We start from the raw sequence: 26,283 nt of genomic DNA, 5'->3' as shown, positions 1-26,283 counted from the left end.
ATTTTTTTGGTTAGCATGCACACAATGCTTTTTACACAAATTCGTAGATCTTTTCGAATATATTCCATAATGGGCAAAAGGACCGGGCGGCTTTTGCCCGGTTTTTCAAGCTATTTATTTTTTGATTAAAAAATAATCAAGTAATCCGAAATAAACCCCTTGAGCTTCGTTATAGCGGTAAGCAGAGCTTTCCACAACCGAATCGTCATGTTTATTTGAAAGAAAGCCAAGTTCAATCAGTGTACTTGGTTGTGAATTGTTTCGTAAAACATTGAAGTCATTTGAATCTTGTTCCGTCATTATTTAACCCTGTTGTTATAAACGATCTCGTTTAAAATATCCGAGGATAGAGGATAAAGGGTTATCTTTTGATTTTTGATAGTAAAAATCAGTCAATCCATTTGCCGATGGGTCATTTGACCAATTGTAATGAAATGGTTTTGGTATGAGAGATCTGCACGTTGTTGTAAGAAAATATGAGTATCGTTGGTCCGAGTCATAATGACATTGGCACCTGCATTTTCAAGCTTTTATTCAACAACTTTAGCTGTTGCTAAGGACATTTAAGTGATTATAACATATAAAAAAATAGTGGATAGTCTATGTTATATTAAACATAGTATCCACTATTAATAATAGTACAGTAAAGGGCGTTTACTTCTCTTTTTTAAAAATTAAAGTGGTACCCACGTGCCCACCATAGAAAAAACGTCAGTCCACCATTGGACGTAAAGCGGACATAATAGGTCTAATGATAGAGCCACAAAGTGGACACACACGGATTTTAGTGTACCTATAAAACACTAGGCTTTGCCCAATTTTCCCTTATGCCCCTTCTCACTTTCAAGCAAAGGAAAGCCTGAACACCATTTTTTATACAGCGCTCTTTTTATCCGATTGTGATGACATTTTGTTCTCTATCGATCTCAAGTCGTCGTTTACTTTCTGTCCCTGTTCCAAATATTCAGTTTGGAATCCACTCTTTATTGCCCAACTATAAAACACAAGAGATAAACATGTAATTATGACCATATCCCAACCAAATGGAATAACGTTTATTCCACCAAACTTATCACTTCCTAAGTATGAAATAGTCATCATACATAATAAGTAAACAACCATCCATAGCCCTGCTGAAAAGTTTTGACGGAATCCCTTCCATTTTATTTTTGATTGATAATAGAAATAAACAGGAAGACCAAGCATAATGATAAATAATACTTGTCCTGTCAGTGGCCATCTTGCCCAATATAGGACTAAAGATGCCATAACAAATCCAAGCGGTGCAATAATACTTAATCCTTTTAGACGTAACGGTCTGAACAAGTTATGACCTGTGCGTCTTAATGTCATAACAGTAACTGGACCTGTAATATAAGAGATTAAAGTTGCAACTGAAATAACCTCTGCTAGTACTCCCCAGCCTCTAAACATGAATAAAAATAAGAAAGATACACCTAGATTTAAAAACATAGCTTGACGCGGGATACCATAAAGAGGATGTAGTTTCCCAAACACGCTTGGTAAATAGTTATTCTTTTCCATTCCATAAAGCATTCGTGACGTTGTCGCCGTGTATGTTATGCCTGTCCCGGAAGGAGAAATAAAAGCATCAGCGTATAGTAAAATAACTAACCAGTTTATGCCCAAAACAATTGCTAAGTCAGCAAACGGTGAATTGAAATTTAAATGATGCCATCCCTTCACAATCATGGACGGTTCAACGGCTCCAATAAACGCAATCTGTAATAGAACGTAGATAACCGTTGCAATTAAAATTGAACCGATTACTGCAATTGGGATCGAACGTCCGGGATTCTTGGCCTCACCCGCCATATTAATCGGACTTTGAAAACCGTTAAATGCAAAGATAATACCAGAAGTTGCTACTGCAGTAAGTACACTTGCCCAACCATTTGGTACTATACTTCCTGTAGATGTAAAATTGGATGCATGAAAACCAGCAAATAAAAGGGATCCAATCGTAAGTCCCGGTATAATAACTTTAAAGACAGTAATAAATGAGTTAGCTTTTGAAAACAAACCAACTGTCCAGTAATTTAATAAAAAGTAGACGATCAGTAATGCAGAGGCAATTGCTAAGCCTCCCCCGGTAAGACTTCCATTTACTACTAAACCATGTGTCCACTGCGCCCATTTCCATGGCCATGAACTCATATATTGAACAGAAGCAATTGCCTCTACTGGAATCACGGAAACGATTGCAATCCAGTTTGCCCAAGCTGCAAGAAATCCCACAAAAGAACCATGGGAGTACTGCGTATATTTTACCATTCCCCCAGCTTCAGGAAACATGGAGCCTAATTCACTATAAGAAAGTGCAATAAATAAGATGACAATCATACCGATAATCCAAGAGAAAATAGCTGCTGGACCAGCAATTTGTGCAGCTCTCCAAGCTCCGAATAACCAACCGGATCCAATAATAGATCCGAGCCCAACCATAGTCAACGAAAAAGTCCCCATCCTTCGATGCAAATTACTCATTTGTTTTACTCCTTTTCTATTTTGTATTTATTTAGACAGACAATTACACCATTCAATACGTTCCTACTAAAATAGGGATTTGTTTAGAAACGTAATTCCTCCGTTTAAAGTGTAATGATCTGGATTAAAACAATATAAAGCGTTTTCAAAAAACTCTTTGATAAGAACAACCATTTTTTTCATAGATTAATAGTATCTATATATAAAAGCATTATTTCCCTTTGGGAAAGCAATGGTGTTACATAAGTAACTTTCCTGCGTAAAACCTCCGTAAAAGGTAAAAACATCATCAATACGCTATATGCGTCCATTTATAATGTATTTTATACTGAATATAATAAAAAGTCAATAAATCGTGTTCGTTTCGCGAACCTTTTAGGAGGAAGAGCAATAAAAAATGGCTGGTTTCATTCAAACTGAACCAGCTTTTTTTTAAAATTGCCATTTCTATTTCTTAACCGAAGTACTTCGGTGTATTGAGTTGGTTCATTTGCTGAAGCCAATTTTATTTGAAAGAATGTAGCAAAAACAAGGGATAGTATAAAAGCGATTAGCATCTTTTTAAAAATTCTAATAATACACCTCTTTACGATTTACCTATTAATTGTATTATTACCTGTTCTGAATAAGGGTATGTGCTTCCATGAAAATAAACTTCTGTAACTTAGAGAAAATGGCAATACTAAAGACGCAGCTCATTCGTTTTTAAAAAAGGGGGAGAGCGCCAATTTCATTGATCTATGGTAATTAAGTGAACTGGATTAAGGGGCTTTAGTTTCTTCCAGAGTAACGATGTATCCTAAACTTTCGAGTCGTCTTAGAGAATGCCGAACAATTGATTGTTGTCTCTGCTTATCAAAGTAGTCTTCACCTAAGTCTACATACATTTCTTTTCGGGTTAATAGATAATAAGAGATACGTAACATTGCGTGAGCGACTACAATACCAGCATGTTTCTTACCCTTTCCGTAGCTTTATCTTACTCTTGCCTTTACCTTGCAGTCTATAGTACGAACCCTGTCACTACCCCTTAAGGGAATAAAGTAAGTAAATCAGGTTAAATATGAATCAATAAATTTACGTAATTTTTACATATTCACAAGTAGTTACATGTTAAAATAGGTAAAAGTTTCGAAGTGACAAGAAGAGACAAGAGGTGACAAGATATGACAAAAGAAACAGTTATGTATAAAGGAACACAATATATAATTTTATATAAATACGAATCAGGTTATTATGAAATAAAAGAGTTAGACAGTAATTACGAAGTTAAACTAGTGCATAAATCAGATTTGGAATATCAATAACACCTATACATTTCTTTAATGGACCTGCCACGTTAGTTCAACAAGATCTCAAAGTATCGCATGAATACTTTATACAAATCTAGTTCATGGTACCTTTTTTGTTGACATAAGTAAGGATAATAAGTATTAAAAACCCTTGGATTAAACGAGATATCCAAGGGTTTATAACATAATAAACATTATATTTCATTAGGATTGTCTTTCTTAAGAATTTACAAAATTTTTTTTTAAAACATGTAAAATTTGTAGAATAGGAGAGAAAGAAAGAGAAAAACACCGAAAATGAATGTAAATCCGATTTTTTTGAATATTTACAATAAAAAGATTATTGTGTATGATATGGACAAGCAATCCACAATACACAGAAAGGAGAGAATAGATTAGACCGAGAAGAAAGAAGGTGAGTCCAATGAAGTGAGTTAGGCGAAAGCGTGGTATACATACGCTGGGTATTAAAACGATTACGTTTTTCTTAAGAGATCACACTTTTTTCTAAATCGAGCGTTAATCTCCTGTTAAAATAAGCTGAAAGGGTTTGTAAAAGATAATGAATCAAGAAATAGTGTAAGCGACCTTGTGCATCCTTTTGGGAGTCACAAGGTCGCTTACTATTGTTTTACAGACAGTTTTTGGTTCTGGTGCAAAAATCTCGAACATTTTGCAATTAATCTCCATACTGATACTACTATTCTTAAAAAAGGGGCATAATCAGTATGGAAAACCAAAATTTGTTCAAATGGAAACATTATCAGCCTGAGATCATCCTTCTTAAAGTGAGATGGTACCTAAGGTACAACCTAAGTTTTCGTGATTTGGTGGAAATGATGGAAGAGCGTGGCCTGTCGATAGCTCACACAACGATTATGCGTTGGGTCCATCAATATGGTCCTAAGTTGAATAAGAAAATACGGTGACATCTCAAGCAGAACAATGACTCATGGAGAGTAGATGAAACATACATAAAAGTAAAAGGACAATGGATGTATTTGTATCGTGCAGTTGATTCAGAAGAGAATACCATTGATTTTTGCTTAAGTAAAAATAGAAATTCCAAATCAGCCAAGCGCTTTTTCAAAAAAGCCTTGTCATTTTTGCATGTATCCTCTCCTCGTGTCATTACTGTATATATGCGTTTTATTCTCTTTTATTTTATCTTTGCACCAGAACCTATCCAGACATGTTCATCAACTAGACAAATAATTACGTGCTCGTTGTTATTTGAAACCTATCAAACACTAATTTTTGAAACTGGCCATTTTTGGAGGCCATCGGAAACTATGCTGTACACGACTATTTTCTTTTTGTACTGCTTGACTATATCAACACGAGTGTTGTATGTGTGCAGAAATAATCTAATATCTTCTTTTCCCTTTTTAGCATCAATGACTATTGGAGTCTCGCTGTTCTCTGGATGTAAAAATGATTCTTCGGTCCCTGGATATACATATTGTTGTTTTAAAAAAATAGCTTCATTAAAATACTGAACTACACGAACTTTGTCCTCATTTTTCAAAAGTTTTCCATCGATTGTTACTGTGACATTCTCTATGCTTAGTTTTGAATGAATTTCAAATTTGCGGATTAGCCATTCCACGGGACCGGTTGGAAGGCAGGTCATTAATATTTTTACAAGACTTAAAAGTATTATTGAAATTACTGCCCAAATCATATTTTTATCATCTCCATTACTCCTTTATAAAATAAATCTATATCTTTAAATTTAGAAGGGTAAATTGTAAGTTAAGATTTCACATTATTCACAATTGATTTTTATCATAGCTACTAAAATTAAATAAGGCAAGAAAATGTGAATAATGTCACAAAATGTTCAAAAAGATAAATTATTTATATGGCTCAGTTTTATTACGTAAATTAAATGTAAATATTGCAATATGATCAGTTATTTTAATTTCAATACCCATCTATTACATTTACGAACCAGGTAATATAGGTAATTTATAATTCTTAATAAAAGTGGATGGTAATATTTAAAGAATATTGGATGGTGATTAAAGATGATCCATATAATATAATGATTTCCTAGAAATATTGAATAGGTTAAACTTGTTTTATCTCAATTCTATAAAATATAAAGAGGTGCAACATGAAGATCCTAACGTTCTTGGTCATCATTGTTATAATTATAGCAATTGTTTCAACATTATTAGTGGTTGGAAAAGGGGACGAAAACTATAGTAGCTCCACAAAAAAATATACAACAAATTTGACGTTGATTTATGCTATTACTATTCCGCTAATTTTAGTTGCTCTTGGAATTTTTATTGTGTTTTTTACCTAATCGAAGTCTATCAGGCCTATCGTCGTAATGAAGATAGGTTTTTTTAAATGAAATGTTACACCTGATAATAAAAAAAAAAGCTAATAATTAAAATACGATCAAATAAGAAAAAAGGAATGTAGGAAATGGATTGGAAACCAAATCGCACAGCAAAAAAAGCTATATATAAGCAACTCGCAGAATATATCGAAAATGGAATTGCAGACGGTACTTTTCCTCCTGATAATCCATTACCATCTGAAAGAAAATTAGCTATGGAACTAAATGTAAACAGAAGTACAGTGGTTGCTGCATATGACGAGTTGGAATCAAACGGACTGATTCAAAGGAACAGGGGAAGTGGGACAACCATTAGCAAAGACATATGGGGTATTACCAAAAAACGTATTCCGAGCTGGAACAGGTATGTGGAAGCAGGCTCATTTTTACCTAATTTACCTGTAATACAAAGGATACGAAAAGAATCAGTTGAACATAAGTTGATCAATCTGGCAAGTGGGGAACTATCAGAAGATCTCTTTCCACAGCAATTCTTACGCGAGATTACTTCGACTAGAGCTTTTATTGGAAGTTTAGGATATGATCATCCCCAAGGGAACGAGATATTAAGGAATACCATTACAGAGCATGTTAAGCAATTTCGTAAAATTGAAACAAACCCCTCATCTATATTAATTACTTCTGGGGCACAACAAGCATTGCATTTGGTTGTTCAATGTCTGTTAAAACCAGGAGATTCTGTTGCTTTGGAAGATCCCTCTTACAATTATAATCTGCAGATATTTAAATCAGCAGGAATCAAAACGCACTTTTTACCAGTATTTAAAGATGGAGTAAACCCAGATGAGTTGCTGTCATTACATAAAAAGCATCGAATTAGAATGATTTTTTTAAATCCGGCATTTCAAAATCCAACAGGAACATTACTTTCAAAAGAAAGACGTGAAGCTATTTTAGACATATCTTCTGAACATGGGATTCCCGTGGTAGAAGACGATCCATATAGTCTAACATCTTTTACGGGTGAAGCTATTTCTACATTAAAGTCGATCGATGTCAACGGCAATGTCTTATATATTAGCTCTTTATCGAAAATCGTTGCTTCCGGATTAAGAATTGGTTGGATTATTGGGCCAAAACCAGTAATTGAAAGATTATCTGATGCAAAACAACAAATTGATTTTGGTCATGCCAGTTTTACTCAATGGATTGCAAATGATTTTTTAGACTCAGAAAATTTCCGTTTTCATATCAATAAGTTGGTAAAGGAATTAGAAAAACGAAGAAATCAAATTGTCACAAGCCTTAAGTTTTATTTAAAGGATATAGTCGAATTTTCTATTCCTCAAGGAGGAATTCATATATGGTGCAGGATAAAAAAAGACTATAATGAAATGAACTTGCTGGAGGAATCAATCAGAAGGGGAGTTATTTATGTTCCAGGTTCAACAATGGGATCTAAAAAGGGATTTGTTCGTTTTACTTTTGCAAGGGAAGATGAGGAATCGATTAATGAAGGTATCAAAAGGTTTTCAGACGCCCTTAATTCTGTATCTCTCTAAGTAATTTGGCAGTCTTTTTTCAGAATCATGATAAAATCATGATTCTTTTTTTAAGAGTAATTGGATAGTTAAAAAAGTGTGTAATTGGATGATTAAAAATCTTTTAAATCCTATATGATTGAAGAGTGGATTTGAATTCGCTAACCATTTGTATGATTTAAATAATAATAATATTATGGGTTAATGTGAAATGATTCACAATTATTATTTTATATTATTACTATTATTTTTTAAGTCTTTTTATCGTTTTGATAGAAAATACTAAATAGATTGAGGGTATAGGCTATGAATAAAATCAATTACATTAAGCGACGTAGAGCATTAGATTATATTAAGCCTTATATATCAGGTAAGCCACTATGGGAAGTACAAAAAGAATTGGGAATAAAAAATGTTATTAAATTAGAATCAAATGAGAATCCCCTTGGGCCATCACCCAAATCCCTAAGAGCAATCACTAATAGTCTTGCAGAGCTTAATCGTTATCCGGATGCACATGCCATTGAGTTAAAAACAGCTATTGCATCAAGTCTAGACTTGTCCACTAAGCAATTGATTATTACAAACGGGCGGATGTATTGATTACCTTAATTTCAGAAACTTATCTGGAACCTCAGTGGTGGCCAAAAGCGTCAACAACCCCAAATTATACGGATGATTCCGATAATAGTCGATTAATGCTTTTACTTCCTCATAAGACAGGTCCCGTTCCAGCCGATGCTGTACCGGATTTTCCCGTTCCTTAGGGGAGCCTGCTTTTTCAGTCATTCCTGATATTTCCTTACATGACGCCGATCCAGATTCTTTAGTAAGGAACCTTCAGTAAAATCCACTACATCCTCTTTTAAAAATGCTTCATGAGACACCAATATTCCATAAAACTGAAGAAGATCCCGGATGTACTCCTTTTTTGTTTCTTCCTTTTTATTGTATTCCTCTTGGATATGGGACGGTTTGTGAATGAAAGTATACATCATCATTTCATCCGTAAAGTTTTCATATAGATATTGTTTTTCGTTGTCATCGATGAATGATTCCAAATCAGAAACATAAGAAGGAGTGTTTAAAAACTGTTGTACTAAATTAATCTTATCTTCTTGTTGTGTATCCAAATCATTGATGGTCTTGTTTACAGGTAAAAAACGATCATTTCGAAAAGAATGCTGATTAATTACAGCATTCTTTTTTAAATCGTAGTATTGTTCACTTTGCTCCATTTATTTTTCTTAAATAAAAAAAGTTTACCCTTCCGGGGGGAACTTTTCATGCATATTTTATTGTAGTCGAATCGTATATGACTGAGCTAATTATTTACCTCCAATAAGAGGGATGAAACCAGAATTTTCCACTTATTACATAGTTCAAAATAATGCAAAAGCGTCTAAATGGCTTAGGAGGTAGGGAGATGAAATTTATGATATTACCATCAAAAAATGCAGAAGCCTACGAATTGTTAAACATGCAAAGAGAAGCGTTTTATTCCGATTTAATGAAATATAAGGATTACGATACAAATCCAGCAACTGAATCATTGGATTATTTTTTATTTAGAATGCAAAACTCTTTGCATTATTCTATTTTTGTTGATGGTAAGCTTGCAGGCGGAATCTGCATTGTCATACAGACCAATACTCATTATTATTTATATTCGATTTTCCTTAGCCCTCGATTTCAAAACAAAGGATTGGGTTGTAAAATAGTACAGGAGCTAGAAAGACGATTCCCTCATGTACGAAAGTGGTCGCTTCATACCCCAAAAGATGATCATCGAAATCGCCATTTTTATGAAAAACTCGGGTTTAAAAAAACAGGAGAGGAACCAATAAACCAGAACTTGACACTTATAAATTATGAAAAGTATATGCGGTAAATTTAGCCGTATTAATAATACTCCCGGTTTCAACACGACCAAAGAATTATGTTAAGGGCATTCCCATATATTTTTCTTACAAAGTTGAATTAATTAGAATAGATAAGCTTATCAATGATTTTATTGTGTTAAATAATTTACTTGAATACATTGGCTTGCAGGAAGGACTTGATGAGCTTGAAAATGAAATTTTTGATGATTCAAAATCTGAGAAAAAAACTAGAAAATATACTGGAATAGGCGTAGAAAAGTATAGAAACCTTCGAAAAAAGCGGTAACTTCAAAATGAGAGGGTCGGTAAAGCAGCAGAAGAATTTGTATATGAAACTGAAAAGCAATCGCTTAGAGCTATGGGGAAGAATGATTTAGCAGACGATGTTCAATTGCTTTCTCGTGAAGGTGATGGATATGGATATGACATCTTATCATTTGATGTAAACGGGGTGGAGAAATACATTGAAGTTAAAGGGTCAATTACCAATAGTAATAATTTTAATTTTTATATGTCCTCAAGGGAGTTTGGGGTAGCAAAAAAATGTAAAAAACAATACGAGCTCGTTTTAGTAAAAAGTGCTTTAACTGAAGGCATAGAGATAGTGAAAAGGGTGGTAAGTCCTACCACGGCTGATGTAATTCAGTTTGTCCCAACTGTTTATTGTGCTTCATTAAAAGAGAGTTAAAAAGGCGGAATAACCACCATATTTTAATATTATCAAGCAACGTTAAGGCATCGAAGTTCAGTGGATGTCTATACAAAATTATTATTACAGGACGGAATTGTAAAAAGGTTCCGTCTTGTAATATCTATAAAGTCAATAATTCGTATAATATCAATTTTACGAATTACAGGAAATGCTGCATGCTGCAATCGTTATATCATTCATACAGAAGTTTACGAAACAATTTGAACTGATGACGGTTACCAAAATGTTTAATTACAAATAAAATGGTACATTTACAAAAAAATATGTTTAAAAATTCTAGTTATTAAATTCCATTAAAGGGCCAGATTGTTGAACATCAGGTTTAAAGAAAATTGGTATGAATGAAGAGATTGTGAATGTTTACACTTAAATTAACGTGGCAGTTCAATAAGAGATGCCTGCTTTAAGTCACTTTTGACCCATATTGTGTATAAGCTAACATAGTCAAAAGAAGGACACAAGCTAAACTGATGCCAAAATTCAAGAAAATATATTCACGCAGGATTTTATAATGCACCAATTCCTAAAGACATAATTAATAAGCCAACTAACCAAAAGAGTAATGCTACTGTTTTAGGACCTGGAGTCAATAGCAATATATCTACAAGTTCCTCTAATAAATCCTCCAGAAAAGATCCATTAGACTCTTCCATGGACCAAGCCAAAAAAACCAGCCGACAAGTAAAAAAAGGATTCCAACTATGATAAGAATTACATTCATAGATTTCACCAACCTTTTTCTTATTTTATTATTTTACTGCTTGTTAGATGAATAAGAAAAAGCACTTAAAATTGGAAATCTAAGTATGGAACATTACGAACAAAAGGTGTAATAAAAGCGAGTTGCTTCTTCAAGTAACGTGGAGTTTAGTTGAATAACAAATATAGGCCTAAAGGATTTAAAGGGAAAGATGGAGAATTATATATTTTTAGACCATTAATTTAGTTAGCTAAAAAGATTACAAGTGACTTAAGGGAGGAATAATAGATGGATATAAAATACCCAATTGGAAAATTTGAATTCAAAGGTGAGATTACAAACAGCGTTACAAAGGATTGGATAAATGAGATAGAAGATTTACCAAGATTATTACAAGATGCTGTAAAAGACTTAGATAATGAACAGCTTGATACACCTTATCGTTCAGGAGGGTGGACTGTTCGACAAGTAATTCATCACCTTGCGGATAGTCATATGAATGCATACGTTCGCTTTAAATTGGCTCTAACAGAAGAAAAACCTGTAATAAAGCCATATGACGAAAAGAAGTGGGCGGAACTTTCTGATTGTAAATTACCAATTGATATTTCACTATCTCTGCTCGAATCATTGCACAAACGCTGGACAAACCTTTTACGAAGTCTAAGTAGGGCTGATTTAGAAAAGACATTTATCCACCCAGAATCAGGTGAAGTTTCAGTAGGTGAAAACATAGGTATTTACGCTTGGCACGGGCGTCATCATCTTGCACATATTACTTCTTTGTGTAATCGTAAGGGCTGGTAAGATACTTTGTGAAAGATTACACTTAAAGTAACGGGGGCGTTAACGTAATAGCACTACTCTTGACCATCATTGGATTAATAACGAGGAAAATAACAGACTTCCAGTATCACAAATAAACGTGGATAAGGGAAGCCTATATGGAATTGCTTACGGACAACTGCAAATCAACTTAACTACAACTGTCCCTTTACTTCTTCAATTTGTCTGATGTGTCGTTGTTCGTGGAACGGTACTGCTGTAATCCATTGGTTTGTACTCAGGTGCCCAAAGATTGGGTGAGATATGGGTGGAGCGGTTTTATCAAGCAAGGAAACGTCCTCTATGCTGTTGAGCGCACCGAGAAATTGTGCCTGGCTATTATGTAAAATTTCTTTTAACTCCTCCAGCGTTTTCGGTTCTGCTGAAGGATGTAGATGTTCCGGCGCGTTAGCTTTCTTCGAACGGTCCAGAATCATCTTACCAAGCGGAATGTCTCTAGGTACAAAGTTTGGTTCCTGGGCAAGTCCAAGTTGAATGATTTTCGCTGCGCCGACTTCCACAGTTGCTATATGCTGTACAATTTGCGCAACATTCCAAGTGTGTTCATCGGGTTTCCAGTTCAATTGAATATCGCTGAGTCCTTCTAGTACAGACAATAGGTACTTCCGAGTGGTATTTAACTGTTCTTGAATCGCCAACATGGGTGTTGATTTTCCCACCTTCCATATCGAGTGTATCACCAACTCTACTATACTACATTTTTTCAAAATGAAAACAGTCCTCTGAAAAAGCGTTACCTTAAACGGTGTTATTGGGGTACCGCCACATGCCCATCAAGCTAAGACAAATCATTACCCCCATAACGAAAAAAACGCTATTCTTTCTGTAATATCATGGAAAGGATGGTGTTTTTTATGTGTAGCGAGGTTTTAAATGAATTGACTTTGTTTTCTCAGGAATTGCAACGATCTTTGTCCCCACAATCTCTGCAACAGCTGGCTAGAAAAGTGGGCTTTGTTCAAAGGACAAGTAAGTATCAAGCTAAAGATTTAATAGCGTTATGCGTGTGGCTAAGTCAAAAAGTAGCGAGCACTTCCTTGACTCAGTTATGTAGTTCTTTAGAATCTTCAACGGGTGTCTTGATCAGTCCTGAAGGACTCAACCAACGATTTAATCCATCGGCTGTTAGGCTTCTACAACATGTATTCACTTCCTTGCTTACTCAAAAGCTATATACCTCTCAGGCTATACCTCATCGTTATGTTGCTCAGTTTCAACGTATACGAATCTTGGATTCTACTACCTTTCAACTTCCAGATATGTTTGCCTCAACTTATCAAGGATCTGGAGGGAGTAGTCATACAGTTGCGTAAAGATTCAATTAGAATATGATCTTCTCAGTGGTCAATTCATGCATGTTCACTCGGGACCAGGTAAACAAAATGATCGAACCTACGGTTCTACTTGCTTACAAACCGTACAAACTGGTGATTTATGCATACGTGATTTAGGTTACTTTGACCTGAAAGATCTCCATCAAATGGATGAGAATGGAGCTTATTATATCTCTCGCTTAAAATTAAACAATCGGATTTATTTAAGGAATCCTGAACCGGAATACTTTAAAAACGGAACAATCAAAAAGCAAACTGAATATATTCAACTGGATTTAGAAGAGATCATGAGTCAATTAAAACCGGGGCAAACCTTTGAAATCACTGACGTTTACATTGGCCAGTATCAAAAGTTGACGGCTCGAGTTATTTTCCACCGACTGACCGAAGAACAAACCCGAAAACGATGGAAAAATCAAGCGTTAAAGGAGAAAAAGAAAGGGATTGTCATGAAGGAACGGAGTAAACGATTGAGTGCGATGAATGTATACATCACCAATGCACCACCCAAAGATGTTCCAACGGAACACGTTCACGATCTTTACTCATTACGTTGGCAAATCGAATTACTCTTTAAAACATGGAAATCCTTCTTTGAAATCGATCATTGTAAAGAGATCAAAAAAGAGCGATTAGAATGTCATCTCTATGGTCAACTAATTGCTATCCTCCTTTGTTCATCTACCATGTTTCAAATGCGGCAGCTACTCCTCACCAAGAAAAAACAAGAAATTAGCGAATATAAAACCATTTATATCATCAAAGATTATTTTTTATTACTGTTTCAATCGATACAAAAAAGCACCCAAGAGCTATCAAAGGTCCTGTTTCGCCTGTTTGCCCTCCTACAGAAAAACGGGCGAAAGTCTCATCGATACGAGAAAAAGACAGTCTTTGATATTTTGGGTGTTGTCTATCAGTATACCATGGGTCAAAAGAAAGCAGCATAATTTAAAAAAATAGCCTGTTCCAGGCTTATTTTGGCATGTCTCTCTTTAGAAGTATAGACATCACTTTACAGAAACGTCTCTATTCTACGCATTTATTAATATTAGCTTGATGGGCATGGGGTACCGCCACATGCCCATCAAGCTAAGACAAATCATTACCCCCATAACGAAAAAAACGCTATTCTTTCTGTAATATCATGGAAAGGATGGTGTTTTTTATGTGTAGCGAGGTTTTAAATGAATTGACTTTGTTTTCTCAGGAATTGCAACGATCTTTGTCCCCACAATCTCTGCAACAGCTGGCTAGAAAAGTGGGCTTTGTTCAAAGGACAAGTAAGTATCAAGCTAAAGATTTAATAGCGTTATGCGTGTGGCTAAGTCAAAAAGTAGCGAGCACTTCCTTGACTCAGTTATGTAGTTCTTTAGAATCTTCAACGGGTGTCTTGATCAGTCCTGAAGGACTCAACCAACGATTTAATCCATCGGCTGTTAGGCTTCTACAACATGTATTCACTTCCTTGCTTACTCAAAAGCTATATACCTCTCAGGCTATACCTCATCGTTATGTTGCTCAGTTTCAACGTATACGAATCTTGGATTCTACTACCTTTCAACTTCCAGATATGTTTGCCTCAACTTATCAAGGATCTGGAGGGAGTAGTCATACAGCTGGCGTAAAGATTCAATTAGAATATGATCTTCTCAGTGGTCAATTCATGCATGTTCACTCGGGACCAGGTAAACAAAATGATCGAACCTACGGTTCTACTTGCTTACAAACCGTACAAACTGGTGATTTATGCATACGTGATTTAGGTTACTTTGACCTGAAAGATCTCCATCAAATGGATGAGAATGGAGCTTATTATATCTCTCGCTTAAAATTAAACAATCGGATTTATTTAAGGAATCCTGAACCGGAATACTTTAAAAACGGAACAATCAAAAAGCAAACTGAATATATTCAACTGGATTTAGAAGAGATCATGAGTCAATTAAAACCGGGGCAAACCTTTGAAATCACTGACGTTTACATTGGCCAGTATCAAAAGTTGACGGCTCGAGTTATTTTCCACCGACTGACCGAAGAACAAACCCGAAAACGATGGAAAAATCAAGCGTTAAAGGAGAAAAAGAAAGGGATTGTCATGAAGGAACGGAGTAAACGATTGAGTGCGATGAATGTATACATCACCAATGCACCACCCAAAGATGTTCCAACGGAACACGTTCACGATCTTTACTCATTACGTTGGCAAATCGAATTACTCTTTAAAACATGGAAATCCTTCTTTGAAATCGATCATTGTAAAGAGATCAAAAAAGAGCGATTAGAATGTCATCTCTATGGTCAACTAATTGCTATCCTCCTTTGTTCATCTACCATGTTTCAAATGCGGCAGCTACTCCTCACCAAGAAAAAACAAGAAATTAGCGAATATAAAACCATTTATATCATCAAAGATTATTTTTTATTACTGTTTCAATCGATACAAAAAAGCACCCAAGAGCTATCAAAGGTCCTGTTTCGCCTGTTTGCCCTCCTACAGAAAAACGGGCGAAAGTCTCATCGATACGAGAAAAAGACAGTCTTTGATATTTTGGGTGTTGTCTATCAGTATACCATGGGTCAAAAGAAAGCAGCATAATTTAAAAAAATAGCCTGTTCCAGGCTTATTTTGGCATGTCTCTCTTTAGAAGTATAGACATCACTTTACAGAAACGTCTCTATTCTACGCATTTATTAATATTAGCTTGATGGGCATGGGGTACCGCCAACAAAACGCGGAAAACGTACGCTAAGTGAAAATTTATTCAAACAAGCCGGTTAATCCGTAACGTCGAATAACTCATCGGACAATAGATTTATCTCTTCGTAAGTGCATGACTCCAGAAAGGCCATTGTCTCACTCATATCCCTCGTTAATGCTTTGCAGATGTCATTCGAGTCATCCTGAAAAAAGCGACAGGGCGGGCCGGAGTTCCGCTGTTGAGGGCATCTGAGCCGCCGATCAACGTACTCAGTGCCTCCGCCATGAACTTCTTGGCGTCAAGAAAATCCACGAATAGCAGCAGCCATTCGCGGAGCGCCGCCACCGGCTCCCGCTCCATCATCAGTTGTACGGCCGCCTCGATCAGTGCGTCGCGCGTCGGGAAGTGACGGTAGAGTGCCGATGCCGACCTCCGCTACGCGTGCGACCTGCTCTAGGGTTGCGGCTGGCCCTGAAAATCGCTGCTCTCTCGATTCGTCAAGATCGCACTCGCGATAATACTGAAGAGATGCTCAGATCGTGGCGCGGACGAGGGCTGGTTGCTGAGCCACGCAAGCGCAGCAGCTAGCGAGAACAGGTCATCCCCATCCATGTCGGTACGCGCCAGACCCTCGGCCTGGGCGCGAGCGAGAAGTCGCGTGCCTGCCGTGCGCATCGTGACGCATGAAGCGTGGAGTGCGGACTCCGTGTCCTCCTTGGCTGCCATCATCGCGTCCACAACACCTTGATAGTTGCCCGTGAATGCAACGACGTCGCGTAGCCACGACACGAGTGCATCATCGGGTGAACTCGCAGTTTCGAGCTCACGTGCCTTTGTCGTAAACTCGTCGAAGCTTCCGCGGAGCAAAGCTTCGAGCAGCGCCTCTCTCGTCGGGAAATGACGATACAGTGTGCCGAGCCCGACACCAGCTCTGCGAGCGATATCGCGCAGCGATGCATCGACGCCATGCTCGGTTACAACGACTCTCGCGACTGCGAGTATGTGCTCATAGTTTTTCTTCGCATCGGCTCGCATATGATTCCTCCTTGACAATCGGAGCAGTGCTCCGCATATTAATAAACGGAACAGTGACCCGTTTAAGTGGAGCACTGCTCTCATAAGGATAACACATTTGTGTGAAAGGAGAAAGCGATGTCTACAAACACAATGAAGGCGATTCGGCTGCACGAATTCGGCGGCCCTGAGGTACTGCGTTACGAGGAGGCCCCGCTTCCCGAACTGAAACCGGGTGAGGTGCTTGTCCGCGTTCACGCTGTTGGCATCAACCCCCCCGACTGGTACCTGCGCGAGGGGTATAAGGATCTTCCTCCTGAGTGGCAGCCGGCAGTGTCCTTTCCCTTCATTCTGGGGTCGGACATGTCGGGCGTCGTCGAGGCGGTAGCCACGGATGTGCAAGGCTTCTCCATCGACGATGAAGTTTTCGGCATGGTTCGCTTTCCTAGCATGGGGGAGAGCGCTGCTTATGCCGAGTACGTCGCTGCGCCAGCGTCGGATCTTGCACTCAAACCGGCTGGCATCGATCACGTGCACGCCGCAGGGGCGCCGATGGCAGGTCTCACCGGATGGCAGTTCCTGATCGATTTGGGGCACAATGAAGCGAATCCGTTTCAACCGGAGTCGCATCGCCCGCTTCCGCTCAACGGCAAGACGGTACTCGTCAATGGTGCCGCGGGCGGCGTGGGGCACTTAGCGGTGCAACTGTCTAAATGGAAGGGTGCGCATGTCATCGAAGTGGCATCGGGCAAGCATGAGTCGTTCCTGAGCGAGCTCGGTGCCGACGAATTCATCGACTACACCAAGAGCCCTCCCGAGGACATCGCCCATGACGTTGATCTCGTCCTCGATACCCTCGGCGGTCCAACAACCGGTCGTTTCTTGCGTACGCTCAAACGTGGCGGCGATTTGTTCCCAGTGTTCATAGGCTTCCCCGACGCCGAGGATGCCGCAAAGCTGGGCGTCACGGTATCGATGACCCAAGTGCGCTCAAACGGCCCGCAGCTAGCGGAATTAGGGCGCTTGCTCGATGCCGGGACGGTTCGCGTCGCCATCGACAGCACGTTTCCACTTGCCGATGCTCGCAAGGCGCACGAACGAGCCGCCTGTCGGCACATCCAAGGCAAGATCGTGCTCACGGTTGTGTAAGGACGACAGCTCGAATGATTATCGCACTCCTAGTGGAACGCCGCAAAACTTTGCGGCGTTCCACTATCGAGGACCTCGAATGAGCTTTGAAAAAATTTGCTAACTTAAATTTAGAAAAAAAGGATGAACAACAATGATTATACTCATGGGTTACGTTCACCTAAATCCGTCTGATGGGAATGAGTTCACTGCAGACGTTCAGGCCGTCGTTTCCAGCACGAGAGCTGAAAATGGATGCCTCTTTTATGCCTTTACTTTGGAAGATGCGCGCGCCGGACGCATGCTGACTGTCCAGCGGTGGCAAGATCAAGAATCGCTGACAGCCCATGTTGAAAGACATGAGTCGGCGCCGTTTTTAAAAAAGTGGGGAAACAGGATGAGAATGGACATTCTAAAATACGATGCCTCGAACGAACGCTCGTTCATGGAGTAAAAGAGTGATGGGAATGACAATAACCATGTTTCTCGAAACCCATTCCGCCAATACTCATGCATGCGTCAGCTGACAGGCTATGGGGTATGAAGCCAGGTGGAGTCGGCAGAACGAAGGCTAAAGCCATTTTTAAAGAAGGTATGCCAACGGATATGCCGTGCGGCTGAAAAACTAGATAAGGTGAGAATAGTTCTACTATGCATGGAACTGACGATATTCGGGTAAAGTTGAAAAAAAAACGACTCCACATTCAAAAATCTGAATGAGAGTCGTCTTTTTTTATGAGGCTGGCTAGTTACTAAGAAAAAACGTCAGTTTTTCAGCGGCCTCCTTTTGGCTGGGGGGTTTTTTTATGCTTAAAAAATGCTTTTGTCCACGCATCACAGCACTATAAAACTTTTGAAATTAGAAACGGTTTGATCTTTAAGGGTATTAGTCATCGATCATGAAGCAGATTGGACGATGTAAAAAAACGTCTCTCTCACATTTCAATCAAAAGGGAAGGGTGGATTGTTCACAATTTGTATAATTTAAGAGGTTTTAGATAATTATACCATTGATCTTATTAAAATAAAATTGTCTTCAGGAGGGGATAAGGCACAAAGCGGAACAGTTCATATCAGAAATTCACTACATATTAAGATTTCACAGTGTGAGGAGGTATTTTCGTGAAGAGTTATTTAAAGGCAACAGGTTCGGTCTTGTTAGCCAGTATGGTTCTTGTTGGCTGTCAATCGAATAATAACCAGAACCATTCGAATAACGGGACTAAGAAATCATCTGACAACAACCAGGCGAATCAGGTAAAGGGGACAGGATTCCCAAATTGGGGTTATGACCTTCAACATACCCGACATGTGCCCTATAAAGAGATTACAAAAGATAATGTAAAAAAATTGGGGATTGTCTGGCAGCAGGATATCATGGAATGGAATCAGGATGTTCCTAATTTACAAGAGGATTTCCCTGTCGTGCAAAACGGAATTATGTATGTGACGAGTGCAAAAAATCATGTGTTTGCAATCGACGCCGAAAGCGGGAAGAAACTTTGGGCTTGGACACCTCCTAAGGAGGTACTTGATCATCTTGATAGTTTACCATGGCAATCCAATGTGGCAAGTAGAGGTGTCGCTGTGGCCAATGGAAAGGTATATGTCTTGATGATTGACAATCGGCTGGCCAAACTTGATGCGAAAACTGGAAAACTGGAAAAAATGGTCAACTTTTGGGATTATGTTCCCTCCATCAAGTTAGAAAACCGATACTATGAATCTTCGGCTCCGATGTATTATGATGGCAACATTTACGTTGGAAGCAGCGGTGGTGATAATGGCACCCGAGGCTTCGTTATGGCATTTAAAGCGGATAGCCTCGAACCACTTTGGAAAGAACCGTTTTGGACCGTTCCTGAAAGAGGAAAGGGCTGGGTGAAGGGTAAATATACGGGCGGAGGCTCCGTATGGACCCCGATGTCGTTTGATCCAGATACCGATATGATGTATTTTGCAGTAGGGAATCCAGCCCCTGACTTTTACGATGAGGATCGAAAAGGAAAAAATCCATATACGGATTCCATCGTTGCTTTGGACAGTAAAACAGGGGAATTTAAGTGGGCATCCTCCGAAGTCAATCACGATGTATGGGATTATGACGCTGCCGCGACACCGATGGTTCTCAATACCAAGGTCAGCGGGAAAAAGCAGAAGATTGTGGTTGAAGGAGGAAAGAATGGGAAATGGTATGCATGGGATGCCAAAACGGGAAAAACCATTTATGATGGTGTACCATTTGTCAAAATACAACATTCAAAACCACCAAGCGATCAGAGTAAGGTTAAACTTCAATGGCCGGGTACGCCAGGTGGCGAAAGCTATGCACCAGAGACTTATGATCCCGAAACCAACTATGTGCTTATTCCAGGTATTAATAGCCCGAATTTAATGTTAGCAGCAAAAGATCGGAATGAGATTGCAAAAGATAACAATACCTTCCCTGGTACGAAGATGCTTCCTTTACCAGAAAATGTTGATCCTACTGGTAACATTACAGCTATTGACGTTAATACAGGTAAAAAAGTTTATCAAATCAATACCGACGATCCGATGTATGGAGGATTCACAAGTACTGCTTCCGGTCTTGCTTTTTACGGGGAAGTGGACGGAACGGTGAATGCTCTCGATATTAAAAAAGGAAAAGTATTATGGAGTATGAAAAGTGGAGGAAAGCAAATCAAAATGGCGCCTTCCATTTATATGGTTGATGGCAAACAATATATTGCGGTGATTACTGGCGGAACGAGGGTTGTGGTTTATGGACTCGGGGGTAAGGAAAAGATCGCTGCCCCTAATCAAAATGCTAAATTACAAGGCCAAGCCGACGTCGTTATCGATCCGGAAAAGGTTTACAAAAGAAGTTGTGTTTCTTGTCACGGAGATAATCTTCAGGGCGCAACTGCTCCAAACCTTCAACACATCGGTAAATCGATGTCCAAAGAAGCCATATTGAATCAAATCTTAAACGGCGGCGACCGCATGCCGGGAGGCCTAGCTAAAGGTGCAGAAGCTGAAGCACTAGCGGATTGGCTATCCAAAATGAAATAAGAAATGAAGCACTCTAAAACAGCGCTCCCTTTTACAAAGCAATCCGAGTCCGATCCATTCATTCGGACTTAGGTTGCTTCATGATAAAGAGTAGAATGCCTTAAAGTGGAGAAAACCTTAAAACAAAAAATAAGGATGGTGATACATTTGAGAGATTTTTCGAAATTTACCGTACCTATCAGTAGGGTTGCCTTATTATTTTCCTTACTCGGTGGCTTGGCCTCCCACCCTCTTGCCAGTACCGAAACCGTATCAAATCAAGGCTTAGGTTCAGCTGAGGATAACGGAATCAAACTAACAATCAATGGCTATTCCATCATAAACCACGGTCAAAACATTAGACTGGATTATACGATACTTTCAAATTCGGATATTCAAGTAAATCCGCATGCCAAGAGCCTGATGGAAAGTCCGCATATTTGGATTGAACACACGTTAGTTCGTGAAAATTCCGATTTGTTTAAAAAAGTAGGTCAAAACGAATATAAAGGAACGATAGAAGCACAACTGCATCAATACAGACCTGAAAATCCTCATATGACCTTTAAAACTCATGGGATTTTCAATCGAAAGGGCCAATGGACAATTAGATTTATCCTTAATAACGCTGACTAATATAGGTGTTGAAACCCTAAAAGCATCCCGTATCATAAAATCTTGAGGGGGGAGCCAGCCCGAATCTCCAGCATGTCGGTCCATGTCTGAACAGGATATAGTAAATCAAATCATTAACGGAGGCGGACGTATGCCTGGTGGTCTTGTTAATAATGATCAAGTGAAAGCATTAGCAAAATGGCTGGCTTCAATAGAAGTAACATTTCCTAGTCTAATGGACAACCTTTTAATGAAAGTAATCTAAATTTAAAAAAACTGAGTCCAACAACATTTGGACTCAGTTTTTTTTTAAAAGAAAATATAAATTATTCGACTTTGAGAATTGTCCAGCTCCAGCGCCTAGCCCCTCGAGGTCTTAAGCGCTTGTCGGGGCTGAACAAGGCGTTTGCGCTTTTCTTAGTGTATGCCTCCATAAGTCTTGTCCCTTTTTGCTATATATCGTAAAACTTCGTAACAATTTAGGACAGCTTCAAGTCGAAATTCTAGTTATTTTGAGGTTTCCACCGACATAAGATAAATTTGAAAGGGGTGGATAACATGTGGGTGAAGCCTGAGTACAAAGTGATCAATACATCTTCTGAGGTGACGATGTATTCCTACGTCGGTAAGTGTAAGTAGCACAAAACACTACTTGCCTCTTGTGCATGATTTAGACGGTTTACCAAATCAACGAAGGATGTGCAAATGAGAATGAACCATTACTTAAAATCATTGATAGGCGCGATAATCGGGTGTGCAGCTGCTGGAGGGTGGTTGGTCGTTGATCTACTAACCCCTGAACCGATCGGAGACTATCTGCTATATTCCCTCATGGCTCTGACCAATATTGCGATTGGGTGGCAGGTTGGAAAATTCTTTGGAAAACGGCGGGATAATGGTAACAACGATGTTCAAATCTCCGGTGAAAGGACTGAAGCCAAATTCGAATTAGAGTCTTAGGAACAGCGGCAGGAGGGGGATTCCCACAGTGGAATTGCGCTTGTCCAAACTGTCATGATGTTCGGAAAGGAAACAAGGCACTAGGGCCGTTGTTACAATCCTCTCTTGCGGTAAGTGCCAATGAAAAGGATTGGTACCTCATCAATGCGGGGCCGGATGTTCCGAAACAGATTGAATCATTTGCCTCGCTGCATCCGGGTCCTGGAATAAGAGAAACACCTCTAGCCGGAGTTATTTTAACTGATGCCGAGCTCGACCATACGATTGGGTTGTTATCACTGCGGGAGGGCTCTTGTTTAACTATCTATGGAACCGAAATTGTAAAAAAGTGTATGCAATCATCTTTTCCGGTGTTACCGATGCTAAAAAACTATTGCTCATGGGAATGGCAGCCTCTTAACCCTGATTTCAGGCAGCGGGTAGGACCTTTAGGTGAAGAGGCAATAATCGTAGAGACGATCCCCGTTTCAAGAAAACCGCCGCTTTATACTCAAGCGGACAAGGAGGATGATTCCTCAGAGGATTTTTGGGAGGTCGGGCTGGTTCTTCATAATGAAAGTTCCGGCAGATGTCTCGCTTACTTTCCTACATTAGAAAGTATTTCTCCAACTATAGAAGCCTGCTTGCAGAAAGCTGATATTTTGATGGTCGACGGAACCTTTTGGTCGGAAGATGAATTGGTCGAAATGGGGGCAACGGAACGAAGCGCAAGAAGTATGGGACATTTACCAATTAGTGGCCAATCAGGAATCGCGGAAAAATTAGCATTATACCCAGCTGAGCGAAAAATCCTAATCCACATTAATAACAGCAACCCTATTTTAAGGAAGGGCTCTATGGAAAGGGATACATTGGAACGACTTGGTTTTGAGATTGCCTATGACGGAATGGAAGTGGAGGTGTGATCATGCTGGAACAAGGTGGGGCAGTAAGCCAAGAAAAAATACTGTATAAAAAAGGGGAAAGGCTTTGGACGAAGGAAGAATTCACAGAGCGATTAAAGGAAGTCGGGCATTCTTTCTATCATGATAAACATCCTTTTCATATGGCGATGCACCAAGGGAAATTAAGCCGAGAACAAATCCGCGGCTGGGTGGCCAACCGATACTACTATCAGAAATCTGTTCCGATTAAAGATGCAGCCATCTTGTCGAACCTTCCGTCAAGGGAGCTGCGGCGTGAATGGATTGGGCGAATCATTGACCATGACGGTACACAGGGGGAAGATGGAGGGATTGAAGCCTGGCTGCAATTGGGAGAAGCTGTGGGCTTGTCGCGGGAAGAAGTAGTACGGGAAGACAGAGTCGCGCCGGGCGTTCGTTTTTCCGTAGATGCCTATGTTCACTTCGCGCGGACAAAACCGTGGATTGAAGCTGTTGCCTCCTCGTTAACCGAATTGTTTTCACCCGATCTAATTTCAAAGCGGATTAAGGTAATTGAGCGGCTGTATCCGTGGATAGACAGTGCAGGCATGGACTATTTTCAAAGTCGCTTGACGCAAGCACCGCGTGACTCGGATATTGCCCTTAAGCTTGTTTTGACCTATTGCCAAACACCGGAAGACCAACGGCGGGCTGTCGAAGCTTTACGATTCAAATGTGATGTGTTATGGGTGCAGCTTGATGCAATTGAAAAAGCTTTTCCCCTTAAAGAGTGATTGATAGTTTTGGCTTTAGCCAGGAGAATAAAATGATTGGTGGTGGAGCCAATTTTAGCTAGCAGCGTTCCAAACCTTGCAGTAAAAGCGCGACTAAAATTTGATAAAGTAAGAGAGAAGCATCTCCTATTGTTACCGGAAAAGGTTTTGGTCTTGAACGAAACCGCCGCATCTATCCTTACTCTATGTGATGGGTGCCGAACGATACACACTATCACCGAAAAGATAAGGACTTCACTGCAGGCAGGCACAGAAGCAATAAGTACAGGTTCGTTGCCCGATTTGAAAATGATGGAGGCAGACATTTCTGAGTTTCTTCGGGAGATGGAGGATCAAGGATGGGTGGTGATCCATAAGCATGACACAGATGATAGCAAGAAGCGAGTATAGGGTTGAACCCCCATACTCGCTTCTTGCAGAGTTAACTCATCGCTGTCCTTTACATTGTCCATATTGTTCAAATCCGATAGAAATGGCTTCGAAAGCAATGGAACTTACAACCGAGGACTGGTACCGTGTCTTATCGGAGGCTGCCGATTTAGGAGTGGTGGAAATTCACTTTTCCGGTGGGGAACCACTCATACGCGACGACTTAGAGGCCCTAATCCGCCACGCTAATTCATTAGAAATGTACACCAATCTCATTACAAGTGGCATAGGATTAACAACCGAAAAGGCAGCCCGGATAAAAAAGGCTGGTATAGAAAATGTGCAGGTGAGCTTTCAGGCTGGGGAAGCGAAGCTTTCGGACTTCATCGGCGGGTACAAAGCCTTTGAGAAGAAACGGGAAGCTGTCAATGCGGTAAAAAAGGCCGAATTGCATTTGTCATTAAATGTTGTGTTACACCGGATGAATCTTGACTATTTAAATGAGATCATTCAACTCGCTGAGGAAATGGGAGCAGAACGTTTGGAGCTGGCGAACACGCAGTATTATAATTGGGCTTTGCTCAATCGGGAGCGGCTGCTGCCAAGCTGGGATCAGATTGAGCGTGCCCGTGAAATCTATGAATCTGCTAAAACTCGGCTTGAGAAAAAAATGGAAATCATTTGGGTCATCCCTGATTATTACGCATCGGCACCTAAGCCATGTATGGGGGGATGGGGCGCAATCGGTCTTACGGTAGCACCGAATGGGGCTGTCCTTCCTTGCCCCACCGCTGGGATAATTGAAGGATTATATTTTGAAAATGTCCGTGAGGCGTCTTTAAGGCATATTTGGTATGAATCGGAGTCCTTTAGCCGTTTCCGCGGTGATGCATGGATGCCCGAACCTTGTCTTTCCTGTGAACTAAAACACCAGGACGGTGGTGGCTGCCGTTGTCAGGCTTTTGCATTAACTGGGGATGCATATGCGACGGATCCAGTCTGCCAATGGGCGCCAAAACATCATCTGATTGAAAAGGCTATACAAGAGGCCAATAGCAACCCCATGATACAATCATCACCAATGATCTATCGAAGGCTCTTACAGAAAAACCCGTATCAAAAAGGCAGATAAAAAAATAAGCAATGAAAATTTGGTGCTATGGGGAGACCCATACATAACCTTTGGCACCTTTTTTATCGATTCTTTTCAAATAACCCATTTGAAAAGAATCGATGTCGCGAGACTAATCCAAATGAGAAGGATGATAATCGCCGCAGTCCAATTTTTCCGCAACCTTTTAGGGGCTTGGCTTGCTGTCAACCGACATTCTTGCAATACATGATTCGGTATTAGAGTGAACGCTCCTAAAATCCCCAAGGGGAGCAGAATTACTTCGTCCAAATAACCTAATACGGGAATTACATCTGGGATAAAATCAATCGGGCTTAATGCATAGGCAACTATTAAAAGTGAAAATACTTTAGCATACCATGGTGTTTTCGGATGACGGTATGCCAGATACAGGATATAGATATTTTGTTTTAGATTTTGTATGAATTCCTTCCATTTGTTTGATTGCTTAACCATGTCGTTTCCTTCCCTTACTAATAAACTATCCTCGTTTTTAATCGGGCAGTCCATCTCCTTTCGCATTATTTTGCTTCCAACACCACC

At 39.6% G+C, this 26,283-nt stretch carries 29 protein-coding genes and 2 pseudogenes; 21 read left to right on the top strand and 10 right to left on the bottom strand.

The window, feature by feature from the left end; translation table 11 throughout:
* Positions 1-114: 114 nt before the first annotated feature.
* Both AC3ANV_RS14900 and aimA read right to left on the bottom strand, forming a co-directional pair.
* On the bottom strand, positions 115-300 hold the full coding sequence (locus AC3ANV_RS14900; RefSeq protein WP_488309516.1) for an N-acetylmuramoyl-L-alanine amidase: 186 nt from the start codon (positions 298-300) through the stop codon (positions 115-117).
* A 573-nt stretch (positions 301-873) separates the two neighbouring features.
* Positions 874-2,508: a glutamate/serine transporter AimA gene (gene aimA, locus AC3ANV_RS14895; RefSeq protein WP_488309515.1), complete on the bottom strand. Its 1,635-nt coding sequence runs from the start codon at positions 2,506-2,508 to the stop codon at positions 874-876.
* 1,166 nt (positions 2,509-3,674) lie between these two features.
* Between aimA and AC3ANV_RS14890 the strand changes: the two genes are divergently transcribed.
* Together AC3ANV_RS14890 and AC3ANV_RS14885 are read left to right on the top strand one after the other, a co-directional pair.
* The gene (locus AC3ANV_RS14890) at positions 3,675-3,815 is read left to right on the top strand and encodes a hypothetical protein (protein ID WP_488309514.1); all 141 of its coding nucleotides are present in this window, start codon (positions 3,675-3,677) and stop codon (positions 3,813-3,815) included.
* A gap of 713 nt (positions 3,816-4,528) precedes the next feature.
* Positions 4,529-4,939: pseudogene (locus AC3ANV_RS14885) on the top strand (IS6 family transposase); the annotation flags it as partial.
* Positions 4,940-5,043: 104 nt separating this feature from the next.
* Here the strand turns inward: AC3ANV_RS14885 and AC3ANV_RS14880 are convergent.
* Positions 5,044-5,484, bottom strand: coding sequence for a YfmQ family protein (locus AC3ANV_RS14880; protein WP_488309513.1), 441 nt, complete (start codon positions 5,482-5,484; stop codon positions 5,044-5,046).
* Positions 5,485-5,919: 435 nt separating this feature from the next.
* Between AC3ANV_RS14880 and AC3ANV_RS14875 the strand changes: the two genes are divergently transcribed.
* The 3 genes from AC3ANV_RS14875 to AC3ANV_RS14865 all read left to right on the top strand — a co-directional run bounded on the left by AC3ANV_RS14875 (position 5,920) and on the right by AC3ANV_RS14865 (position 8,258).
* On the top strand, positions 5,920-6,114 hold the full coding sequence (locus AC3ANV_RS14875; protein ID WP_488309512.1) for a hypothetical protein: 195 nt from the start codon (positions 5,920-5,922) through the stop codon (positions 6,112-6,114).
* Between the two features lie 125 nt (positions 6,115-6,239).
* The gene (pdxR, locus tag AC3ANV_RS14870; protein ID WP_488309511.1) at positions 6,240-7,676 is read left to right on the top strand and encodes a MocR-like pyridoxine biosynthesis transcription factor PdxR; all 1,437 of its coding nucleotides are present in this window, start codon (positions 6,240-6,242) and stop codon (positions 7,674-7,676) included.
* Between the two features lie 285 nt (positions 7,677-7,961).
* Positions 7,962-8,258, top strand: coding sequence for a hypothetical protein (locus AC3ANV_RS14865; RefSeq protein ID WP_488309510.1), 297 nt, complete (start codon positions 7,962-7,964; stop codon positions 8,256-8,258).
* Here AC3ANV_RS14865 and AC3ANV_RS14860 read toward each other — a convergent pair whose 3' ends face one another.
* Together AC3ANV_RS14860 and AC3ANV_RS14855 are read right to left on the bottom strand one after the other, a co-directional pair.
* Positions 8,259-8,444 carry a hypothetical protein gene (locus tag AC3ANV_RS14860; protein ID WP_488309509.1) on the bottom strand — a complete coding sequence of 62 codons (186 nt, stop codon included), beginning with the start codon at positions 8,442-8,444 and terminating at the stop codon, positions 8,259-8,261.
* On the bottom strand, positions 8,441-8,893 hold the full coding sequence (locus AC3ANV_RS14855; protein WP_488309508.1) for a hypothetical protein: 453 nt from the start codon (positions 8,891-8,893) through the stop codon (positions 8,441-8,443). Before AC3ANV_RS14855 ends, AC3ANV_RS14860 begins: the two co-directional genes overlap by 4 nt.
* A 188-nt stretch (positions 8,894-9,081) precedes the next feature.
* Here AC3ANV_RS14855 and AC3ANV_RS14850 point away from each other — a divergent pair, with 188 nt between their 5' ends.
* Positions 9,082-9,546 carry a GNAT family N-acetyltransferase gene (locus tag AC3ANV_RS14850; RefSeq protein WP_488309507.1) on the top strand — a complete coding sequence of 155 codons (465 nt, stop codon included), beginning with the start codon at positions 9,082-9,084 and terminating at the stop codon, positions 9,544-9,546.
* Between the two features lie 350 nt (positions 9,547-9,896).
* On the top strand, positions 9,897-10,226 hold the full coding sequence (locus tag AC3ANV_RS14845) for a protein NO VEIN domain-containing protein (RefSeq protein ID WP_488309506.1): 330 nt from the start codon (positions 9,897-9,899) through the stop codon (positions 10,224-10,226).
* 530 nt (positions 10,227-10,756) lie between these two features.
* On the opposite strand, the gene AC3ANV_RS14840 is transcribed toward AC3ANV_RS14845, so the two are convergent.
* On the bottom strand, positions 10,757-10,915 hold the full coding sequence (locus tag AC3ANV_RS14840) for a hypothetical protein (RefSeq protein ID WP_488309505.1): 159 nt from the start codon (positions 10,913-10,915) through the stop codon (positions 10,757-10,759).
* A gap of 323 nt (positions 10,916-11,238) precedes the next feature.
* Here AC3ANV_RS14840 and AC3ANV_RS14835 point away from each other — a divergent pair, with 323 nt between their 5' ends.
* Positions 11,239-11,757 (top strand): YfiT family bacillithiol transferase, encoded by a 519-nt coding sequence (locus AC3ANV_RS14835; RefSeq protein WP_488309504.1) that lies wholly within the window; start codon positions 11,239-11,241, stop codon positions 11,755-11,757.
* 173 nt (positions 11,758-11,930) lie between these two features.
* Here the strand turns inward: AC3ANV_RS14835 and AC3ANV_RS14830 are convergent, their stop codons facing one another.
* Positions 11,931-12,476, bottom strand: a complete 546-nt coding sequence (locus AC3ANV_RS14830) for a DinB family protein (protein ID WP_488309503.1) — start codon at positions 12,474-12,476, stop codon at positions 11,931-11,933.
* 174 nt (positions 12,477-12,650) lie between these two features.
* Here AC3ANV_RS14830 and AC3ANV_RS14825 point away from each other — a divergent pair.
* A pseudogene (locus tag AC3ANV_RS14825) lies at positions 12,651-14,080 on the top strand (IS4 family transposase).
* A 218-nt stretch (positions 14,081-14,298) separates the two neighbouring features.
* The gene (locus AC3ANV_RS14820; RefSeq protein WP_488309352.1) at positions 14,299-15,729 is read left to right on the top strand and encodes an IS4 family transposase; all 1,431 of its coding nucleotides are present in this window, start codon (positions 14,299-14,301) and stop codon (positions 15,727-15,729) included.
* 274 nt (positions 15,730-16,003) lie between these two features.
* On the opposite strand, the gene AC3ANV_RS14815 is transcribed toward AC3ANV_RS14820, so the two are convergent.
* The gene (locus AC3ANV_RS14815) at positions 16,004-16,195 is read right to left on the bottom strand and encodes a hypothetical protein (protein ID WP_488309502.1); all 192 of its coding nucleotides are present in this window, start codon (positions 16,193-16,195) and stop codon (positions 16,004-16,006) included.
* Between the two features lie 90 nt (positions 16,196-16,285).
* Entirely contained in the window at positions 16,286-16,867 is a 582-nt protein-coding gene (locus AC3ANV_RS14810; RefSeq protein ID WP_488309501.1) for a TetR/AcrR family transcriptional regulator, read from the bottom strand.
* Between the two features lie 117 nt (positions 16,868-16,984).
* Here AC3ANV_RS14810 and AC3ANV_RS14805 point away from each other — a divergent pair, with 117 nt between their 5' ends.
* From AC3ANV_RS14805 to pqqE, 11 genes are all read left to right on the top strand, one after another.
* On the top strand, positions 16,985-17,995 hold the full coding sequence (locus AC3ANV_RS14805) for an NADP-dependent oxidoreductase (RefSeq protein ID WP_488309500.1): 1,011 nt from the start codon (positions 16,985-16,987) through the stop codon (positions 17,993-17,995).
* A 133-nt stretch (positions 17,996-18,128) separates the two neighbouring features.
* Positions 18,129-18,428: a putative quinol monooxygenase gene (locus AC3ANV_RS14800; RefSeq protein WP_488309499.1), complete on the top strand. Its 300-nt coding sequence runs from the start codon at positions 18,129-18,131 to the stop codon at positions 18,426-18,428.
* A gap of 668 nt (positions 18,429-19,096) precedes the next feature.
* Entirely contained in the window at positions 19,097-21,028 is a 1,932-nt protein-coding gene (locus AC3ANV_RS14795; RefSeq protein WP_488309498.1) for an outer membrane protein assembly factor BamB family protein, read from the top strand.
* Between the two features lie 147 nt (positions 21,029-21,175).
* Positions 21,176-21,643 carry a hypothetical protein gene (locus tag AC3ANV_RS14790; RefSeq protein WP_488309497.1) on the top strand — a complete coding sequence of 156 codons (468 nt, stop codon included), beginning with the start codon at positions 21,176-21,178 and terminating at the stop codon, positions 21,641-21,643.
* An 82-nt stretch (positions 21,644-21,725) separates the two neighbouring features.
* Positions 21,726-21,887 carry a c-type cytochrome gene (locus AC3ANV_RS14785; RefSeq protein ID WP_488309496.1) on the top strand — a complete coding sequence of 54 codons (162 nt, stop codon included), beginning with the start codon at positions 21,726-21,728 and terminating at the stop codon, positions 21,885-21,887.
* Between the two features lie 293 nt (positions 21,888-22,180).
* Positions 22,181-22,261, top strand: coding sequence for a pyrroloquinoline quinone precursor peptide PqqA (gene pqqA / locus AC3ANV_RS14780; protein WP_488314233.1), 81 nt, complete (start codon positions 22,181-22,183; stop codon positions 22,259-22,261).
* 66 nt (positions 22,262-22,327) lie between these two features.
* Positions 22,328-22,582, top strand: coding sequence for a hypothetical protein (locus AC3ANV_RS14775; protein WP_488309495.1), 255 nt, complete (start codon positions 22,328-22,330; stop codon positions 22,580-22,582).
* Positions 22,564-23,487, top strand: coding sequence for a pyrroloquinoline quinone biosynthesis protein PqqB (pqqB, locus tag AC3ANV_RS14770; protein WP_488314232.1), 924 nt, complete (start codon positions 22,564-22,566; stop codon positions 23,485-23,487). The genes AC3ANV_RS14775 and pqqB overlap by 19 nt, the downstream gene beginning before the upstream one ends.
* Positions 23,488-23,489: 2 nt before the next feature.
* The gene (gene pqqC / locus AC3ANV_RS14765; RefSeq protein ID WP_488309494.1) at positions 23,490-24,239 is read left to right on the top strand and encodes a pyrroloquinoline-quinone synthase PqqC; all 750 of its coding nucleotides are present in this window, start codon (positions 23,490-23,492) and stop codon (positions 24,237-24,239) included.
* A gap of 39 nt (positions 24,240-24,278) precedes the next feature.
* Entirely contained in the window at positions 24,279-24,629 is a 351-nt protein-coding gene (gene pqqD, locus AC3ANV_RS14760) for a pyrroloquinoline quinone biosynthesis peptide chaperone PqqD (RefSeq protein ID WP_488314231.1), read from the top strand.
* Entirely contained in the window at positions 24,598-25,740 is a 1,143-nt protein-coding gene (gene pqqE / locus AC3ANV_RS14755; RefSeq protein WP_488309493.1) for a pyrroloquinoline quinone biosynthesis protein PqqE, read from the top strand. Before pqqD ends, pqqE begins: the two co-directional genes overlap by 32 nt.
* A 75-nt stretch (positions 25,741-25,815) precedes the next feature.
* Here pqqE and AC3ANV_RS14750 read toward each other — a convergent pair whose 3' ends face one another.
* Complete coding sequence (locus AC3ANV_RS14750; RefSeq protein ID WP_488309492.1) at positions 25,816-26,262, bottom strand: YkvA family protein; 447 nt, start codon at positions 26,260-26,262, stop codon at positions 25,816-25,818.
* Between the last annotated feature and the right edge of the window lie 21 nt (positions 26,263-26,283).

This window comes from Neobacillus sp. DFD-2R (assembly GCF_057747865.1).
The sequence above is the reverse complement of the archived record's forward strand: the minus strand, read 5'-3'. Positions and strand labels throughout refer to the sequence as shown.

Bases quoted from the DNA above. Each gene is read 5' to 3' on its own strand.
- AC3ANV_RS14900 (WP_488309516.1), bottom strand. From the start codon at position 300: ATGACGGAACAAGATTCAAATGACTTCAATGTTTTACGAAACAATTCA.
- aimA (WP_488309515.1), bottom strand. From the start codon at position 2,508: ATGAGTAATTTGCATCGAAGGATGGGGACTTTTTCGTTGACTATGGTT.
- AC3ANV_RS14890 (WP_488309514.1), top strand. From the start codon at position 3,675: ATGACAAAAGAAACAGTTATGTATAAAGGAACACAATATATAATTTTA.
- AC3ANV_RS14880 (WP_488309513.1), bottom strand. From the start codon at position 5,484: ATGATTTGGGCAGTAATTTCAATAATACTTTTAAGTCTTGTAAAAATA.
- AC3ANV_RS14875 (WP_488309512.1), top strand. From the start codon at position 5,920: ATGAAGATCCTAACGTTCTTGGTCATCATTGTTATAATTATAGCAATT.
- pdxR (WP_488309511.1), top strand. From the start codon at position 6,240: ATGGATTGGAAACCAAATCGCACAGCAAAAAAAGCTATATATAAGCAA.
- AC3ANV_RS14865 (WP_488309510.1), top strand. From the start codon at position 7,962: ATGAATAAAATCAATTACATTAAGCGACGTAGAGCATTAGATTATATT.
- AC3ANV_RS14860 (WP_488309509.1), bottom strand. From the start codon at position 8,444: ATGACTGAAAAAGCAGGCTCCCCTAAGGAACGGGAAAATCCGGTACAG.
- AC3ANV_RS14855 (WP_488309508.1), bottom strand. From the start codon at position 8,893: ATGGAGCAAAGTGAACAATACTACGATTTAAAAAAGAATGCTGTAATT.
- AC3ANV_RS14850 (WP_488309507.1), top strand. From the start codon at position 9,082: ATGAAATTTATGATATTACCATCAAAAAATGCAGAAGCCTACGAATTG.
- AC3ANV_RS14845 (WP_488309506.1), top strand. From the start codon at position 9,897: ATGGGGAAGAATGATTTAGCAGACGATGTTCAATTGCTTTCTCGTGAA.
- AC3ANV_RS14835 (WP_488309504.1), top strand. From the start codon at position 11,239: ATGGATATAAAATACCCAATTGGAAAATTTGAATTCAAAGGTGAGATT.
- AC3ANV_RS14820 (WP_488309352.1), top strand. From the start codon at position 14,299: ATGTGTAGCGAGGTTTTAAATGAATTGACTTTGTTTTCTCAGGAATTG.
- AC3ANV_RS14815 (WP_488309502.1), bottom strand. From the start codon at position 16,195: ATGATGGAGCGGGAGCCGGTGGCGGCGCTCCGCGAATGGCTGCTGCTA.
- AC3ANV_RS14810 (WP_488309501.1), bottom strand. From the start codon at position 16,867: ATGCGAGCCGATGCGAAGAAAAACTATGAGCACATACTCGCAGTCGCG.
- AC3ANV_RS14805 (WP_488309500.1), top strand. From the start codon at position 16,985: ATGTCTACAAACACAATGAAGGCGATTCGGCTGCACGAATTCGGCGGC.
- AC3ANV_RS14800 (WP_488309499.1), top strand. From the start codon at position 18,129: ATGATTATACTCATGGGTTACGTTCACCTAAATCCGTCTGATGGGAAT.
- AC3ANV_RS14785 (WP_488309496.1), top strand. From the start codon at position 21,726: ATGTCTGAACAGGATATAGTAAATCAAATCATTAACGGAGGCGGACGT.
- pqqA (WP_488314233.1), top strand. From the start codon at position 22,181: ATGTGGGTGAAGCCTGAGTACAAAGTGATCAATACATCTTCTGAGGTG.
- AC3ANV_RS14775 (WP_488309495.1), top strand. From the start codon at position 22,328: ATGAGAATGAACCATTACTTAAAATCATTGATAGGCGCGATAATCGGG.
- pqqC (WP_488309494.1), top strand. From the start codon at position 23,490: ATGCTGGAACAAGGTGGGGCAGTAAGCCAAGAAAAAATACTGTATAAA.
- pqqE (WP_488309493.1), top strand. From the start codon at position 24,598: ATGACACAGATGATAGCAAGAAGCGAGTATAGGGTTGAACCCCCATAC.
- AC3ANV_RS14750 (WP_488309492.1), bottom strand. From the start codon at position 26,262: ATGCGAAAGGAGATGGACTGCCCGATTAAAAACGAGGATAGTTTATTA.